The 16,424-nt window shown below is 64.5% G+C and carries 14 protein-coding genes and 6 pseudogenes; 6 read left to right on the top strand and 14 right to left on the bottom strand.

The window, feature by feature from the left end; translation table 11 throughout:
- Positions 1 to 16: 16 nt before the first annotated feature.
- The 5 genes and pseudogenes from glxR to F1643_RS24365 all read right to left on the bottom strand — a co-directional run.
- Complete coding sequence (gene glxR / locus F1643_RS04020) at positions 17 to 916, bottom strand: 2-hydroxy-3-oxopropionate reductase (RefSeq protein WP_211106789.1); 900 nt, start codon at positions 914 to 916, stop codon at positions 17 to 19.
- Between the two features lie 31 nt (positions 917 to 947).
- Entirely contained in the window at positions 948 to 1,736 is a 789-nt protein-coding gene (hyi, locus tag F1643_RS04015; protein ID WP_194910944.1) for a hydroxypyruvate isomerase, read from the bottom strand.
- A gap of 47 nt (positions 1,737 to 1,783) precedes the next feature.
- Positions 1,784 to 3,553: a glyoxylate carboligase gene (gene gcl, locus F1643_RS04010; RefSeq protein ID WP_137106414.1), complete on the bottom strand. Its 1,770-nt coding sequence runs from the start codon at positions 3,551 to 3,553 to the stop codon at positions 1,784 to 1,786.
- A 236-nt stretch (positions 3,554 to 3,789) separates the two neighbouring features.
- A pseudogene (locus F1643_RS22150) lies at positions 3,790 to 4,700 on the bottom strand (MFS transporter).
- A gap of 109 nt (positions 4,701 to 4,809) precedes the next feature.
- Positions 4,810 to 5,082: pseudogene (locus F1643_RS24365) on the bottom strand (MFS transporter); the annotation flags it as partial.
- A 373-nt stretch (positions 5,083 to 5,455) separates the two neighbouring features.
- Here F1643_RS24365 and F1643_RS21570 point away from each other — a divergent pair.
- The 4 genes and pseudogenes from F1643_RS21570 (at position 5,456) to F1643_RS03990 (ending at position 7,957) form a co-directional block, all read left to right on the top strand.
- A complete protein-coding gene (locus F1643_RS21570) occupies positions 5,456 to 5,677 on the top strand; it encodes a RidA family protein (protein ID WP_206692313.1) in 222 nt (73 codons plus the stop codon).
- Positions 5,674 to 5,907, top strand: a complete 234-nt coding sequence (locus F1643_RS21565) for a RidA family protein (protein ID WP_206692312.1) — start codon at positions 5,674 to 5,676, stop codon at positions 5,905 to 5,907. Before F1643_RS21570 ends, F1643_RS21565 begins: the two co-directional genes overlap by 4 nt.
- Positions 5,908 to 5,922: 15 nt before the next feature.
- A complete protein-coding gene (locus F1643_RS03995; RefSeq protein WP_206692311.1) occupies positions 5,923 to 6,552 on the top strand; it encodes a pyridoxamine 5'-phosphate oxidase family protein in 630 nt (209 codons plus the stop codon).
- 111 nt (positions 6,553 to 6,663) lie between these two features.
- Positions 6,664 to 7,957 (top strand): annotated as a pseudogene (locus tag F1643_RS03990) (adenylosuccinate synthase).
- Positions 7,958 to 8,040: 83 nt separating this feature from the next.
- Here F1643_RS03990 and F1643_RS03985 read toward each other — a convergent pair.
- Positions 8,041 to 8,907, bottom strand: coding sequence for an alpha/beta hydrolase (locus tag F1643_RS03985; protein WP_137106417.1), 867 nt, complete (start codon positions 8,905 to 8,907; stop codon positions 8,041 to 8,043).
- 124 nt (positions 8,908 to 9,031) lie between these two features.
- On the opposite strand from F1643_RS03985, the gene F1643_RS03980 reads away from it, so the two are divergent.
- Positions 9,032 to 9,832: a helix-turn-helix domain-containing protein gene (locus F1643_RS03980; RefSeq protein WP_137106418.1), complete on the top strand. Its 801-nt coding sequence runs from the start codon at positions 9,032 to 9,034 to the stop codon at positions 9,830 to 9,832.
- A 148-nt stretch (positions 9,833 to 9,980) separates the two neighbouring features.
- On the opposite strand, the pseudogene F1643_RS03975 reads toward F1643_RS03980, so the two are convergent.
- The 8 genes and pseudogenes from F1643_RS03975 to F1643_RS22140 all read right to left on the bottom strand — a co-directional run.
- Positions 9,981 to 10,175: pseudogene (locus F1643_RS03975) on the bottom strand (IS5/IS1182 family transposase); the annotation flags it as partial.
- Between the two features lie 487 nt (positions 10,176 to 10,662).
- A protein-coding gene (locus F1643_RS03965; protein ID WP_194913870.1) for an IS66 family transposase occupies positions 10,663 to 12,310 on the bottom strand; the annotation gives its coding sequence in 2 pieces (ribosomal slippage) (positions 10,663 to 11,499 and positions 11,501 to 12,310; 1,647 coding nt in all).
- An 84-nt stretch (positions 12,311 to 12,394) separates the two neighbouring features.
- Positions 12,395 to 12,742: an IS66 family insertion sequence element accessory protein TnpB gene (gene tnpB / locus F1643_RS03960; protein ID WP_012976048.1), complete on the bottom strand. Its 348-nt coding sequence runs from the start codon at positions 12,740 to 12,742 to the stop codon at positions 12,395 to 12,397.
- Entirely contained in the window at positions 12,739 to 13,137 is a 399-nt protein-coding gene (locus F1643_RS03955) for a transposase (protein ID WP_194910917.1), read from the bottom strand. Before F1643_RS03955 ends, tnpB begins: the two co-directional genes overlap by 4 nt.
- Before the next feature lie 170 nt (positions 13,138 to 13,307).
- Positions 13,308 to 13,886, bottom strand: a complete 579-nt coding sequence (locus F1643_RS03950; RefSeq protein WP_137106419.1) for a peroxidase-related enzyme — start codon at positions 13,884 to 13,886, stop codon at positions 13,308 to 13,310.
- Between the two features lie 198 nt (positions 13,887 to 14,084).
- A pseudogene (locus F1643_RS03945) lies at positions 14,085 to 15,078 on the bottom strand (MDR family oxidoreductase).
- A 33-nt stretch (positions 15,079 to 15,111) separates the two neighbouring features.
- The gene (locus F1643_RS22145; RefSeq protein ID WP_255542380.1) at positions 15,112 to 15,477 is read right to left on the bottom strand and encodes a TetR family transcriptional regulator C-terminal domain-containing protein; all 366 of its coding nucleotides are present in this window, start codon (positions 15,475 to 15,477) and stop codon (positions 15,112 to 15,114) included.
- Positions 15,478 to 15,587: 110 nt separating this feature from the next.
- Positions 15,588 to 15,695 (bottom strand): annotated as a pseudogene (locus F1643_RS22140) (hypothetical protein); the annotation flags it as partial.
- Between the two features lie 498 nt (positions 15,696 to 16,193).
- Between F1643_RS22140 and F1643_RS03935 the strand changes: the two are divergent.
- Complete coding sequence (locus F1643_RS03935; RefSeq protein ID WP_137106423.1) at positions 16,194 to 16,403, top strand: hypothetical protein; 210 nt, start codon at positions 16,194 to 16,196, stop codon at positions 16,401 to 16,403.
- Positions 16,404 to 16,424 lie beyond the last annotated feature (21 nt).

Genomic DNA, 16,424 nt, shown 5'->3' with positions numbered 1-16,424 from the left:
ATGCAGACCACCGTGATTAGAAAGCCGCGCGGTGGTTCTGGCCGACCTCGTGGCCGGCGAGCAGTTCCAGGGCGCGGACAATGCCGGAATGGTCCCAGGCCTTGCCGCCGTTGGCGGCGCAGGCGTTGAACAACTCCTGGCACGTCGCCGTGTTCGGCAGCGATAGGCCGAGCGCGCGGGCGCCGCTCAGTGCGAGGTTCAGGTCCTTCTGGTGCAGTTCGATGCGAAAACCCGGATCGAAGGTGCGCTTCACCATGCGCTCGCCGTGCACCTCCAGCACGCGGGAGGAGGCGAAGCCGCCCATCAGTGCCTGCTGCACCTTTGCCGGGTCGGCGCCGGCCTTGGAGGCGAACAGCAGGGCCTCGGCCACCGCCTCGATGGACAGCGCGACGATGATCTGGTTGGCGACCTTGGTGGTCTGGCCGTCGCCGTTGCCGCCGACCAGCGTGATGTTCTTGCCCATCTTCTCGAACAGCGGCTTCACCGTCTCGAAGGCCTTGTCCGGCCCGCCGACCATGATGGTCAGCGAGGCGGCCTTTGCGCCAACCTCGCCGCCCGACACCGGCGCGTCGAGATAGTCGCAGCCCAGGTCGTTGATCCGCTTGGCGAAGGACTTGGTCTCGATCGGGGAGATGGACGACATGTCCACCACGATCTTGCCCGGCATCAGCCCTGCCGCGACGCCGTTGGCGCCGAACAGGGCGGCTTCGACGTGCGGGGTGTCGGGGACCATCGTGAAGACGATGTCAGCCTTCTCCGCGACCTCGCGGCTGGAGCCGCAGGCGGTCGCGCCCTTGCCGGTCAGGTCTTCCGGAACCGGATTGATGTCGTAGACGTGCAGGGTGTGGCCGGCGTCGAGCAGGTGCCCAACCATCGGGGCGCCCATGATACCGAGACCAATGAATCCGACTTTCATGTTGTTTTCCTCCTGTCGAATTGTCCGCTGTTTATTGACCCGTCCGGTCCGGCGCGGGGCGCCAGGACAGGCCGGCGCTGGTGCCGGCGGTCGGCTTGTATTCGCAGCCGATCCATCCCTCGTAGCCGAGGCGATCGATTGCATCGAAGACGAAGGGATAATTGATCTCTCCGGTGCCCGGCTCGTTGCGGCCGGGGTTGTCGGCAATCTGCACATGCGCGATCTTCGGCAGCAGGCGCTGGATCGTCGGGACGAGGTCACCTTCCATGATCTGCATATGGTAGACATCGTACTGCAAGTAGAGGTTGTCGGACCCGGCAGCGTCCATCACGCGCTCCGCCTGGGCGGTGGTGCGAAGATGGAAGCCTGGGATGTCGCGGGTGTTGACCGGCTCGATGAGCAGGCGGAGTCCTGCCGCCTTCAGGGCACGGGCCGCGAAGGAAAGATTGTCCAGCAGTGTGCGCTCGACGACATCAGCGGGGATGTCCGCAGGAGTCTTGCCGACGAGGCAGTTGACCTGGGCACAGCCGAGTGCGGTCGCATAGTCGATCGCCCGTCCGACGCCATCCTGAAATTCACCGACGCGGTCCGGCAGCACGGCGATGCCGCGCTCACCGGCCTCCCAATCGCCGGCCGGCAGGTTGTGGAGGACTTGCGTCAGTCCGTATCGGCGCAGGCGCTCGGCCAGTTCCTCCGTGGGGTAGGCGTAAGGGAACAGGTACTCCACGCCGCTGAAGCCATCCCGTGCGGCGGCAGCAAATCGGTCGAGAAACGCATGTTCGCCATAGAGCATCGTCAGATTGGCGGCAAATCTGGGCATGATTCGTCTTCTCGCGGACAAGTGGCGGACATTCGACTTCCAGCCGGTTAGACCAGAACGGTCGCGGTTTCTTCCGTAGGGAGATCGAGGGTTTCCTCGAACTCGGTGATGGTGTTGATCTCCGTGCCCATGGCGATGTTGGTCACGCGCTCCAGGATGATCTCGACGACCACCGGGACCTGGAACTCGCCCATCCATTTCTGCGCCTGAGTGAAAGCCTCCTGGATGCGGTCCGGGTCAGTGACGCGGATGGCCTTGCAGCCCAGCCCTTCGGCCACCGCGACGTGGTCCACGCCGTAGACGCCGATTTCCGGGGCGTTGATGTTCTCGAAGGAGAGTTGGACTTGGAAGTCCATCTGGAAGGCGCGCTGCGCCTGCCGGATCAGCCCGAGATAGCTGTTGTTCACCAGGACGTGGATGTAGGGCAGCTTGAACTGCGCGCCCACCGCCAGCTCCTCGATCAGGAACTGGAAGTCGTAGTCGCCGGACAGCGCGACAATCTTGCGCTTCGGATCGGCCACGCAGACGCCCAGCGCTGTCGGCAGCGTCCAGCCCAGCGGGCCGGCCTGGCCGCAGTTGATCCAGTGCCGCGGCTTGTAGACGTGCAGGAACTGCGCGCCGGCGATCTGCGACAGGCCGATGGTCGAGACGTAGCAGACGTCCTGCCCGAAGGCGGTGTTCATCTCCTGGTAGACGCGCTGCGGCTTGATCGGCACGTTGTCGAAGTCCGACTTGCGCAGCATGGAGCGCTTGCGGGCTTGGCAGGTGGCCACCCACTCCGACCGGTCCTTCAGCTTGCCGGCCGCCTTCCACTCCTTGGCGACCTCGACGAACAGGGCCAGCGCCGCGCCGGCGTCGGACACGATGCCGAGGTCGGGCGCGAAGACACGGCCGATCTGGGTCGGCTCGATGTCCACATGCACGAACTTGCGGCCCTTGGTATAGACGTCGACGGAGCCGGTGTGGCGGTTGGCCCAGCGGTTGCCGATGCCCAGCACGAAGTCCGACGCCAGCATGGCGGCGTTGCCGTAGCGGTGGGCGGTCTGCAGGCCGACCATGCCGGCCATCAGCGGGTGGTCGTCGGGGATGGTGCCCCAGCCCATCAGGGTCGGGATCACCGGCACGCCGATGGTCTCGGCGAACTCCACCAGCGCCGGGCTTGCGTCGGCGTTGATGATGCCGCCGCCGGCCACCAGCAGCGGCCGCTTCGCCTCGTTCAACATCGCCAGCGCCTTTTCCACCTGCGAACGGGTCGCCGCCGGCTTGTAGACGGGCAGGGGCTGGTAGGTGTCGGGGTCGAACTCGATCTCGGCCATCTGGACGTCGATCGGCAGATCGATCAGCACCGGGCCGGGGCGGCCGGAGCGCATGAGGTGGAACGCCTGCTGGAAGGCGTAGGGGACCTGCCCCGGCTCCAGCACGGTGACCGCCCACTTGGCGACCGGCTTGGCGATGGACGAGATGTCCACGGCCTGGAAGTCCTCCTTGTGCAGGCGGGCGCGTGGCGCCTGGCCGGTGATGCACAGGATCGGAATGGAGTCGGCGGAGGCCGAGTAGAGACCGGTGATCATGTCGGTGCCGGCGGGGCCGGAGGTGCCGACGCACACGCCGATGTTGCCCGCGGTGGCCCGGGTGTAGCCCTCGGCCATGTGGGAAGCGCCCTCGACATGGCGGGCCAGCACATGGCCGATGCGGCCGTTGCGTTGCAGCGCCGCGTAGAACGGATTGATGGCCGCTCCGGGGACGCCAAAGCAGACGGACACGCCTTCCTTTTCCAGGACATGCACCGCCGCTTCAATCGCCATCATTCTCGTCATGTTGAAAACTCGTCCATGGGGTTGATTTTCCACATTGAAGATCTTGAGATCTTTCCAGGTCGATCTGGGTATTTGGGATCTTTAACGTGGAGCTGATGCAATACGCCGCCGGCCATCGCGCCAAACTGTGACAGGTCCGCCTTGTGGCCGCGCGCGGGAGAGCGCCAGGTTCGTACGCTCTCCCGCCAACCCTGTTGCCTTTTCCAACTCCGGCCGGGAGCGGCCGGGGCCGGCTGTCAGGTAGACTGCTGCCGGGAACCAGCGAGGGCCGGCTCGGTCGTCACGTCATCCGTTTGGGTCGCGATCTCTTCCAGCGACCTGCCGCGGGTTTCGATGCCGAATTTGTAGACGACCAGGGCGGCCATCACGAAGCAGGCAGCGCCCAACCCGAACACTCCAGTCTGGCCGGCGACGGGCAGGATGATGCCGACGGTGGTTGGGCCGATGAGGGAACCCAGACGGCCGGCCGTGGAGGACAAGCCGCAACCGGACGCACGCGCTCCCGTTGGGAAGAGTTCCGGCGTGTAAGTGTAGAGGACGGCCCACATACCGAACAGAAAGAACTGCATCAAGAAGCCGGATGCGAAGAGAGCCGGAACGCTCAAGCTGGCCATGGCGACGTAGCCATACGCCATGACGGCGAGGGCTCCGCCGATCAGCGTGATGATGCAGGTCGGCTTGCGCCCCAGCGCTCAACGGCCCAGGCCGCCCACAGGAAACCGGGGATACCGCCGGTGGAGATGTAGACCGTGTAGAGAACCGACTTCGTCACGTCGAGGCCGGTTTGCTGAAGAAGGGCGCCGAGCCAGGTGCTGAGCCCGTAGAAGCCGAGAAGCGCAAAGAACCACAATGCGCATGCCGTCAGGATGCGGGGGCGGTAGACGCCGGTCCACAGGTCACGCAGGCCAATCGATGCCGGTTCACTCCCCACTGTTCTGGCGAGCACCGGAGGCAGTTGGGTGAGCTTCAGCCTCTTCTTCACGTTCTCTTCGATGCGATCCACGATGGCCGACGCTTCGTCGGCCCGTCCCTGCGATTCCAGCCAGCGGGGGGACTCCGGCACGAAACGCCGGACGACGAATAGGAAGAGCGCCGGAACCGCGCCGATTTCGAACATCGTGCGCCAGCCATAGCTCGGCAACACCATGTAGGAAAGCAATCCGGCGCAAATGAACGCGATGGGCCAGTTTTCCATCCATGAGCGCCAAATACTTGCCGCGCTTCTTCGTCGGAATGAATTCGGAGAGCAACGTCTGTGCCAGCGGCAATTCCATCCCCATGCCGATCCCAAGGATGAATCGGTACACCCCAAGCATCAGAGGATCCGTCGCCGTGGAGCACAGATAGCTGCCCACACCCCACACGATCATGCTGATTTGAAAGAGCGGTTTCCGCCCGAACCGGTCCGCGAACAGTCCCGAGCACACCGCGCCGATCGCCATTCCGACAAAGCTGGCGCTTCCCAACATGCCGGCTTCGGCTGTCGTCAGTCCGAATTCCGTTTTTATCGATCCCAAAAGGTACGTCATCATGGCCAGATCGAGATTATCGAAGAAGAACGCCAAGCCAATGATCAGAAGAAGGAACCGGTGATAACCACAAAGCGGCAGCCTTTCCAGCCGATCGCTCGCGTGGATTTTCATTGTGGCCTCCCATAATTGTTCGCACAGGAGACTATCCGCCTTCTGTCGATCCTGCCCGCGAGCAGGCGCCAACCTCTGTCGCAAGAGTGCCAAAATGGCCGCCCCAGCTGACGCGGACCCCGTGGCTGTCGAGGGCCTTCGCCGCGATTGGCGGGAGAACGCGCAAACATGGCGCCCTTGCGCGCGCGGCGGCACGGCGAGACTGCCATAGTCCCGCGTCTCCGACATCCCTTCCTCATTGTTGCAAGGTGGGTTTCACATGGTTTTGAACCGCGATTTTCTTCAGAACGTGCCGGATCTCCAAATGCCTGCGGCGGCCTTCAAACCTTATGTCGTGCATGGCGGGATCGTTCATGTGTCCGGCCAATTGCCGGTCAGGGACGGCAAGCCCGTCTGGGTGGGCCGCGTACCGGGCGCCGTCTCCGTCGATCAGGCTCGGGAAGCCGCTGAACTGTGCGCCTCAACGTCCTGGCTTGGTTGAAGCACGCCTGCCAGGGCGATTTCGCCCGCGTCGAGCGCTGCGTCCGGCTGGGTGGTTTCGTCGCCGCTGACGAAGGCTTTGCCGACGCACCGGCCATCATCAACGCGGCCTCACAGGTCATGACCACGGCCTTCGGCGAGCGAGGGGAGCACGCCCGCATCGCCATCGGTATCATGAGCCTTCCCTTCGATGCCCCCGTCGAGGTTGAGGCCGTCTTCGCCATCCGCTGATCGGGACGAAGCAGAATGAACAACGCCACCTCCCTACCCGGCTATTTCGACAATGGCATGAGGCGTTCCGACCTTGCGTGGAACGACTGGGAAGCCATTTCGAGATTTCTCGCCGACCAAGTCGTCTGCCGCATCGCGATCCATGACGATCCTTTCCCTTATGTTCTGGCCCAGAGCTATCGGTTCATCGACGGGGTTTTCCTTCTTCACTGTTCCCGTTTCGGGCGAATGGCCGGGCTGATCCGCCGCAACCCGCACGTGACCATCGAAATCGATCATCTGGTCGCCCTGCTGAAGGCACCGAAAGGACAGAACACCAGCTTCGAATATTACAGCGTGCTCGCGCGATGCTGCGTCGATCTGTCGGAGGATCTTGAAGCCGTGCGGCGCCAGCAATATGAGGTTCTGGAGAAATACCGCCCGGAACGCGACTACGCGCCGATCGATGATTTCGCGCCGGCACAGATCATGACGTTCCGCTGCAACGTCATGCAGATGTCCGCGAAGAAGCGCATCCTCGCCGATGGCCAGTATTCGCCTCCCGGCCAACCGCAGGCTCCCTATCTGCGGTACCCGTTTCCACCGCCGGCAGCCCTGTCATCGCTGCCGCCGGGCGCCTTCGACCCCAACCGATTCAAGGCTTAACGTTCCGCTTGTGCCGAATGGGCGAGGAACGCCGCCGCTCCCCCCGTCGTGGCCCGAGACCACGGCCGGGGGGCTTTTCAGACACGGTTTGACATCATAACGGAGAATCCCATGGCCAACGTCGTGGTGGTCGGCGCCCAGTGGGGCGACGAGGGCAAGGGCAAGATCGTCGACTGGCTGTCCAACCGGGCCGATGTGGTGGTGCGCTTCCAGGGCGGCCACAACGCCGGCCACACGCTGGTGATCAACGGCGTGACGTTCAAGCTCAACCTGCTGCCCTCGGGCGTGGTTCGGCCGAACAAGCTATCGGTCATCGGCAACGGCGTCGTCTTCGACCCCTGGGCCTTCATCCGCGAAGTCACGGCGATCAAGAGCCAGGGCGTCGAGGTGTCGCCCGAGACGCTGTTGGTCGCGGAGAACGTGCCGCTGATCCTGCCCGTGCACAGCGCCCTGGACAAAGCGCGCGAGGAGGCCCGCGGCCCCGGCAAGATCGGCACCACCGGCCGCGGCATCGGCCCGGCCTATGAGGACAAGGTGGCCCGCCGCGCCATTCGTCTGTGCGACCTCTCCGACGAGGCGGTGCTGGAGGAGAAGGTCGACGCGCTGCTCGCCCACCACAACCTGCTGCTCCGCGGCCTGGGCGCCCAGGAGATGAAGCCGGCCGACCTGCTCGACCCGCTGCGCGAGATCACGCCGCAGGTGCTGCCGTACGCGTCGGTGGTCTGGAAGACGCTGGACGAGCTGCGCCGTGCCGGAAAGCGCATCCTGTTCGAAGGCGCGCAGGGCCAGATGCTCGACATCGACCATGGCACGTATCCGTACGTCACCTCCTCCAACACGGTGGCCGGCAACGCCGCCGCCGGCAGCGGCATGGGCCCGCGCGCCGTGGGGTACGTGCTGGGCATCTGCAAGGCCTACACGACGCGCGTCGGCTCCGGCCCGTTCCCGACCGAGTTGACTGATGACGTGGGCGAACTGCTCGGCCAGCGCGGCAGAGAGTTCGGGGTGAACACGGGGCGCAAGCGCCGCTGCGGCTGGTTCGACGCCGTCATGGTCCGCCAGGCCGTGAAGACCGGCGGCATCGACGGCATCGCGATGACGAAGCTGGACATTCTGGACGGCTTCGACGAGATCAAGGTGTGCGTCGGCTACCGCCTGGACGGGGCAGGAACTGGACTATTTCCCGGCCAACGCCGGCGCCCAGGCCCGCGTCGAGCCGATTTACGAGACCTTCGAGGGCTGGAAGGACAGCACCCGCGGCGCCCGCTCCTGGGCGGAGCTGCCGGCGCAGGCGGTCAAATATGTCCGCCGCGTGGAGGAACTGATCCAGGCCCCGGTCGCCCTGCTCTCCACCAGCCCGGAACGCGACGACACCGTCCTGATGAACGACCCGTTCGCCAGCTGACGGACGAACCCGCGCTCCGGGTGGGGAAAGCCCGGAGCGCGTGCTATCTCCCGGCCATTGGCCGGAGATGAGGAGGGGCGACCTCAGGCCGCGCCGTGCGAGCGGATCAGTCCGACGACCGCCTGGTACAGCGGCTCACGGCGATCGCCCAGCCGATCGCACATGTCGAAATGATGGCCGTCCGTCTGCTCGATCTCCTGGACGGTGAGGCCGGCTTCCCGCCATGCCTGGACATAGACGGCCTGCTGGCGATGGAATTCGCTGGATTCACCACCTCCGACGGAAATCAGCAGCGGCGCCGCCGCGGCCGGAACGCGGAGGATCGGGCTGAACTCCCGCGCGCTGTTCTGATCCAGACGAACCTTTTCGTTGAGATAGCACAGCCGGATCGGCTCCAAGTCGTAAAGGCCGCTCAGGGCGCAGCCGCCCTTCACAAGGTCGGATGGCGCGGACAGACTCCGCCAGTCGGTCGACATCATCATCGCCGTCAGATGCCCGCCGGCCGAGCTTCCGGTGACGTAAATCCGGCCGGGATCGCAGCGGTAGGTTTGAGCGTTCCGATAAAGCCAGAGCAAGGCGTTCTGCACGTCGGAGACGATGTTGGCCATACTCACCGACGGAGCCAGCCGGTAATTGACCGCAGCGAAATTGAAACCGTCTTCGATGTAGGACTTCGCGATGTAGCTGAAGTCCGACTTGTCGAGCGATTGCCAGTAGCCGCCGTGGATGAACACCACGATTGGAGCGTTTTCCCCAGCCGAACAGAACAGGTCGATGGATTGGGCCGCATCGGCGCCATATCGGAGATTCTCGTGGAGATTTGCAGATTGACGGAACTTCTCGCTATCATTCTTCCAACGATCGAAAATGTCGAGATGGTCAGGAATTCCGGCGCGAACATTGTATTCCAAGTCTAGCTGGTCTTGCGTGAAGCTGCGGTAGATGTTCATTGGGCTCTTCCCAAAGTTTGATGTTTAATCTATAACGATACAGTACATTCGTTGCGCGACATTCGCCCTCGCGCTCTCGCCAATTTATGCCTTAAACACGCCAACTCTTGCGGCAGGAGGGGTTATGTTCGGCAAAAGCGAAGACCGGAACGATTACCAGAACACCCCCCGTGCGGTTGCAGCCATGGCCAGGGATCTCCCCGATCAGTTTGTGATTCCCATGCACAGCCATCACCGTTCTCAACTGATCTTCGGCTGCAGCGGCGTCATCACCGTGACGACCGTGGCGGGATCCTGGGTAGTTCCTTCACTCCGGGCCGTCTGGGTGCCCGGCGGCGTCGAACACGAGATGAAGACGTCCGGGCGCGTTGAGATGCGAACGGTCTATGTTGATCCCAGCGCGTGCGGGAATTTGCCGAAAGGCTGCTGCGTCGTGGCAGTCAGCCCGCTCTTGCGGGAATTGATCGTTGCAGCCGTCAGGTTCGACAACGACTATCCGGACGGTGGACGGGAGGACAGGATCATGAGTCTGATTCTGGACGAGATCCGTCCGGCGCCGGTCCTGCCGCTTGATCTGCCCCTGCCCGGCGATCGGAGGCTGTTGAGGATTTGCCAAGCCATTCTGGAGGAGCCCAGTTGCACCACCACCTTGTCGGAATTCGGCAAACAGACGGGCGCCAGCCAACGCACGCTGGAGCGGATGTTCCCTCTGGAAACGGGCATGACATTCTCGAAATGGCGCCAGCAGGCGAGATTGCTGTGTGGCATCCGCATGCTGGCTGAAGGTATGGCGATCTCGACAGTGGCCATCGACTTGGGCTATGAGAGTCCCAGTGCCTTCAGTGCCATGTTCCGGCGGGCGCTTGGCATCGCGCCTTCCGAATATTTCCAGATGATCGACGCCAGAAAAATAGAAGCACTTTAGAGCATGTTTGTAGACGTCACGCAGTAACTGCGGGGCGCGTCAGGCGCGTCAGGCGCCGTGCGAGGATTGAGGCAAAGGCGATTTCGACGAAAGCGACTTTGGCGCACAAATCAACGTCAAGGCGGAGTCGGCCGGCTGGCGGCGGTGATCAGGCGACCTTGCGGGTGGTCGGCATGCCCAAGCGGGTCATGATGTTCATGACCTTGCAGCCGACAGTGGCCTCGACCTTCTGGGCAGGCAGAGTCCGAGCACGGAGGTTGCGCCCGATCAGTTGCTTGTAGCGCATCATGGCCACCTCGCCCAAGGAGCGGCGGCCATAGTGGACCGCCCGCTGCCAGCCCAACGTAAGCGTTGTCTGTGGGCTGCCTTGCGGGAGCAGTGGGCCGCGTGCTGAAAGCTGGGCGTCGGCGACGCCGGAGGGTGTGGCCGGCTTGGCATCGTGGCAAGCAGCGTGGTTTGCACTGTGGCAGTCCAGCGTATCGAGGTCATCACTGGCGCCGGCGGGCGGCGGACCTATTCGCCCGAGGAGAAGATCCGCTTGGTGGGCGAAGCCCACGCTGGACGTGGCGCCGTCGCCGCGGTGGCACGCCGCCACGGGGCACCGTCAACTTGGCGGCCGACGGGTTGCCAGCGGCGGGCGAAGCGGGTTATGGAGCGTCATGGCAACGCGCTCCGATCCGATGTACGCCGGCTACCGGCAACCCGTCGGCCGCCAAGTTGACGGTGCCTAACTGAAGCCAAGGCAAACCTGCCCTCGCGATTTCGCTGAGGGAGGGGCGTGAGGCGCAACAAAACGGAAGCGGAAGCCTCAGTTGTAAGCGTCCGCCGAGCTACGCGGCGTCAGCGTTTCCGGTGACGTCGGCGGCCTTGGTCCAGTTCCAGGGCAGCAGTTCGTCGATGCGGCTGATCTTGTGATCGGCGATGCGGGCGATCACGTCGCGCAGGTATGCCTCGGGGTCGAGCCCGTTGAGCTTGGCCGTTTCGATGAGCGTGTACATCGCCGCGGCCCGTTCACCCCCGACGTCGGCTCCGGCGAACAGCCAGTTCTTCCGCCCCAGCACGGCAGCGCGCAGCGCCCGTTCGGCGGCGTTGTTGTCGATCTCCAGGCGGCCATCGTCCAGGTAACGGGTCAGCGCCGTCCAGCGGTTGAGCATGTAGCGCACCGCCTTGGCGGTGTCCGACTTGCCGTCGAGCCGGCCCAGCGTCTCCTCCAGCCACGCCTTCAACGCGGCCATTTTCGGGGCGGCCTCGGCCTGGCGCACGCGCCGGCGCTCATCGGCATCCTGGCCGGCGATCCTGGCCTCCACCGCATACAGCTCGCCGATCCGCCGCAAAGCCTCCGCCGCGATCGGCGCCTTGCCTTTGGCCGAAACCGCCACGTCGTGGAACTTGCGACGGCCATGGGCCATGCAGCCAATTTCGATGATCCGGGCCTGTCCGTCGGGACCCGGTTCGTACAGGCCGTTGAACCCGGCATAGCCGTCGGCTTGCAGCGCCCCTTGGAAATCCTTCAGGTGGCCGCGCGGATGCTCGCCGCTGCGCCCGGGGCTGTAGCGGTACAGCGCCGCCGGAGGCGACGGGCCGTTCCAGGGGCGATCATCGCGCAGGTAGACCCACAGGTAGCCGGTCTTGGTCCGCCCGGCCCCCGGGCTCAGCACCGGGACCGGGGGTGTCGTCGGCGTGCAGCTTGGCGGAACCGATGACGCTGGTCTCGATGGCCTGGATCAGCGGGCGCAGCAGCCGAACCGCGTGGCCGACCTGATCGGCCAGGGTGGAGCGGTTCAGCTCCAGGCCCAGGCGGGCGAAGATCTCCGCCTGACGGTACAGCGGCAGATGATCGTCGAACTTGCTTACCAGCAGGTGGGCCAGCAGCCCCGGCCCGAACAGGCCCCGCTCGATCGGCAGCGACGCCGGCGCCTGGGTGATCGCTTCGCAGCGCCGGCACGAGAACTTCGGGCGGACGTGCTCGACCACCTTGAAGCGCGCCGGCACGTATTCCAGCTGCCGGGCGCGGTCCTCGCCCAGCCGGCGCAGCGTTCCGCCGCACTGCGCACAGGTGCAGGTCCCGCTGTCGGGCTCGTGCACCCGTTCCTCGCGCGGCAGATGATCGGGCGGCAGCGTGCGCCTGGGCCGGCGCTTGGTGTCGGCGTTCACCGGCGGCGCGTCGGCCTCCGCGACGATGGCGGCCTGCTCGCCTTCGGCGGCTTCCAGGTCTTCCAGCGCCAGTTCCAGCTGGGCGATGGTTCGGCCCAGCTTTTCCGAGGACTGGCCGAAGTGCATGCGGCGTAGCCGGGCGAGCTGAAGCTTCAGCTTCTCGATCTCCAGCGCCTTGCTCTTGATGCCCTCCAGCGCCGCGCCGAGCGCCGCGTCCTTGGCGCGCAACGCCGCCTCCTGGGCATGCAGCCGGGCCGCCTGCTCGGCAACGAGCTGCCGCAACGCCGCGTTGTCGGCCAGAAGCTGGGCGGGATCGGAAACCATGGCGCGATTTTACCAGGACACCGGGATCCCGACGACCGGTCCGAGGGCGGCTGAGTCACCGTGTCGCGCCCGGCCCGCTCCGGGTCATCCGGCCAAGTCGGGTTTCCAGGTCCGTTCCGCCGCGCGCCAGTCCAGCCCTTCCACGAGCATCGCCAGCTCCGCCGGGGTTAGCGTCACCACGCCCTCGCGCGACACCGGCCAGACGAACCGGCCGCGCTGAAGGCGCTTGGCGAACAGGCACAGGCCGTTGGTGTCGTAGTAGAGAATCTTGATCTTGTCGGCTCGGCGGCCCCGGAACAGGAAGAGATGGCCGGAGTAGGGATCCTTCTTGAGAACCTCCTGGACCAACAGGGCGAGGCCGTCGAAGCCCTTGCGCATGTCGGTGGCGCCCATCGCCAGGTAGATCCGCACGCCGGCGGGGACCGGGATCATCGGCGCTCCAGAACGGCGAGGACCCGACGCAGGGCGCCCGCATCGACATGCCGGTCGACGCGCAGGCAATGGCCGCTGGGCAGCACGATCTCGATGATGCTGGTTCCGGCGGGCGGAAGGGGCGCCATCTTGTCGTCCGGGATGGACGGCGGGGCGTCGGCGATCCGCACGGGCATGAAACTCACCGGTGGTTCGGGTGACCGGCCCGGTTGCTGCTCTTCGATTTGCCGACGCCAGCGATACAGCAGGCTGACGTTGAGGCCGTGCCGGCGGGCCACCTCGGAGGCCACCACGCCGGGCCGGAACGCTTCCGCAACCAGCCGCGCCTTGTCCGCGGCGCTATAGAAGCGGCGCTTCTCCGATCCCGTGATCACCTCGACGCGCTGGTAAGTCATAAGCATAGCCATGGGGCTGGACATAGGACCAAGCCGCGGCCATCCGCAGCGCCCTCACTCAGCCCGCTTCGTTTGCTCCTCGCAAGGCGGCCATCGTCGGACGGTTACCCTCAGTTTCGCGGCCACTCCTGTTGGCCTCAGCCCGCGATACAGGGTCGTCGTGGGGGCCTTCAGCGGCCCAGCGTGTAGAATTCGTCGTTCGGTCGCATGCTCGTGACATTCGCCAAACGATTCGACATTCCAAAGAATGCGGCAATTGCGGCGATATCCCACACATCCTCTTGGTCAAAGCCATGGCCGGCCAAGGTGGCAATATCGTCATCTCCGATTGCGTAGGCTTCGAAGGCAACTCTCATAGCGAAATCCAGCATCGCCTTTTGGCGCTCCGTGATGTCGGCCTTGCGGTAGTTGATGGCGACCTGATCGGCGATCAGGGGGTTCTTCGCCCGGATACGCAGGATGGCGCCGTGGGCGACAACACAATACTGGCACTGGTTCGCGTTGCTGGTCGCGACAACGATCATCTCACGCTCGGCCTTGCTCAGATTGCCCGGCTTATCCATCAGGGCATCATGGTAGGCGAAGAAGGCGCGGAATTCCTCGGGTCTGTGAGCAAGAACGAGGAAGACGTTGGGTATGAAGCCGGACTTCTCTTGAACGGCGAGCAGCCGATCGCGGATGTCCGCCGGCATCTCCGACAGGGTGGGAACGGGGAAGCGGCTGATCGGCATTTGGGCTGAGCTGGTCATGGGACATCTCTCCAACTGAGGCGCGGCAACGGCCGGCGGATTGAAACGATGACGAGGTCCTTGTCACGCGGAGCGACGCGCTGCGTGGGCGATTTGACTTGAGAGTCCTAAAGCTGCTTCGCGCCGGTAATATTCAGGCAGATACCAGCCTGTTCGAGAGCGGGCGATATGGAGGAGCGGAAGACGCCTGGAAATGCTTTACGCCATCTCCGTCCCAATCGGGACGATGATTCGGCCACGAATTTGGCCGTCGAGCAGACGAGCCGCCGCGGAGATAACATCGGGCAAGCCGACCTCCTCCGTCAGCGCGTCCAGCTTGTCCAAATCAAGGTCCTCGGACAGCCGTCGCCAAGCCTCGATGCGCAACTCCTTGGGGCACATGACGCTGTCAACCCCGGCCAGGGTTACACCGCGCAAAATGAATGGCGCCACGGTCGTGGGCAGCGACATTCCGCCAGCGAGTCCGCAGGCGGCCACCGTGCCGCGATACTTCATGGCCGCGCAGACATTCGCGAGGACCTGGCCGCCCACGACATCCACGGCGCCGGCCCAACGCTCCTTGGCCAGCGGTTTGCCGGGCTCCGTGAATTGCGCGCGATCGAGCACGTCCTTCGCCCCCAGCGCCCTGAGGTAGACCGCTTCTTCCGGGCGGCCGGTCACGGCCACGACATCGTAACCGAGCTTTGACAGCAACGCCACGGCGACGCTGCCAACCCCGCCGGCCGCACCCGTGACGAGGACTTCCCCCTTGTCCGGCGTGACGTCATGCCACTCAAGCGCCATCACGCAGAGCATGGCCGTATAGCCGGCCGTTCCAATCGCCATCGCCTGGCGCAACGTGAACGGGCTTTGCAGCGGGACGAGCCAGTCGCCGTTGACCCGTGCCTGTTGCGCAAGGCCGCCCCAGTGCTGCTCACCGACCCCCCAGCCGTTGAGAACGACCTTGTCTCCGGTTTTGTAGGCGGGGTGGGTCCGAATGTTCGACAACGCCGGCAAAGTCGATGCCTGGGATCATCGGAAAGCTGCGGACGACCGGGGCCTTCCCCGTGATGGCCAGGGCATCCTTGTAGTTCAGCGTCGAGTACGCAACGCGGACGGTCACGTCGCCTGGCGGCAGGCGCTGGTCGTCCAGGTCAGACAGGCTGCTACGGACGTCTCCACCGTCCTTCTCGATCAAGATGGCCTGAAACATCGAATTCTCCAGAGAGTTGGTTTTGTTTGATTTTCAAGGCCGCAACGCGGCGAAGAACCCACGGGCGAACGCGTCGAGCGGTGCCGGGCTCCGCTCCAGCCTCGCCCGCAACACGGCGCCTTCCCACCCGATCCAGAAGAAGGCGGCGAGATGGTCGCAATCCTCATGAGCCGCTAGTTGCCCAGCCTCCTTCGCCGCCTGAAGACAGCGGGCTGTGCGCTCTTGCCAATCCAGGAAGACGTGATGCAGCTTCTCGCGGAAGGGTTCCGGAAGCGTACCCATCTCCTGGCCAAGGTTGCCCACGAGGCATCCTCGGCGAAACCCATGCCGCGCCATGCCCGCCTTGGCGTCCTCGATAAAATCAAGGAGACGCTGCAGCGGAAGGCGTGTCTCGTCCATGAACCAATGATCAATCTTTCTGGCAAAATAGCTTGCATAGGCCGCAATGAGGGCGCCGCCAAACTCCTCTTGCTTGCAAAATAATAATAAAAAGATCCCTTTGGTACACCGGCAGCAGTGAGAATTTCATCAATGCCCACTGCGGAAAATCCTTTTTCCGTAAGTATGGCGACCCCGGTTGTTGATAAGTCGTTCTTTCGTGCCTTGGTAAGACCCATCCTGTTTTGGAGGGCGCCCTCGGCGGCGGTGCGTGGGAGGAGGATCGGCTATGGTCATGGCGGCGAATTTAGACCGGTCGTCTATAAAATAGGAACAGGAATATATGCCGATCGCGGCCGGTCGGCTGTGGCTGGAGTGCGGCACTGCTCCAGCACCCCGACACCGCCGTCCACCGCTCCGCGCCAACCGGCTACCGTGCCTCGCTCATCGCTGGCAAGGCGGGGCTCTGCAGCTGCTTACGAGCGTTGGGGAGCTTCTGATGGCCCCCTTCCCGGCCGTGCACCCGGCCCCGCTCTTCGGCAGCGAAGCGGTCGAAGCCCACCGCGCCGCGCTCACCACCGGATCGGTCGATCTCGGGATGGCCCCGGAAAGCGTCTCCGGTCTGGCCAAGCCATCGCGCGTGCCATCGCCGGGACGCTGCCGATTCCCAGCTTTCCGATCGTCTGATCCCGCTGGTTTTGCGCCTTCTGCCCGGGGACGGAGGAGGTGCCGTGTAGGTGGTGTACGCAACCGAGGGGTTTGAGCGGGTGACGCTCTTCGCCGCAGACGACGACCGCTTCGCGGTGACCGCTCCGGTGGCGGTGGTTTTGAACGGCGTGTCGGTGGTGTACTGGCGCCAGGGGCAGCACCTCTACGCGCTCTGCGCCGAACTGCCACCGGACACGCTTCTCGCTTTGGCCGAGGCGGCACGCGCCTCCTGGTTCTGACCAGCCTCTCCCTGGTGTCCT

Source organism: Azospirillum sp. INR13 (assembly GCF_015390205.1).
In the GTDB taxonomy this organism is placed as follows: domain Bacteria; phylum Pseudomonadota; class Alphaproteobacteria; order Azospirillales; family Azospirillaceae; genus Azospirillum.
The sequence above is the reverse complement of the archived record's forward strand: the minus strand, read 5'-3'. Positions and strand labels throughout refer to the sequence as shown.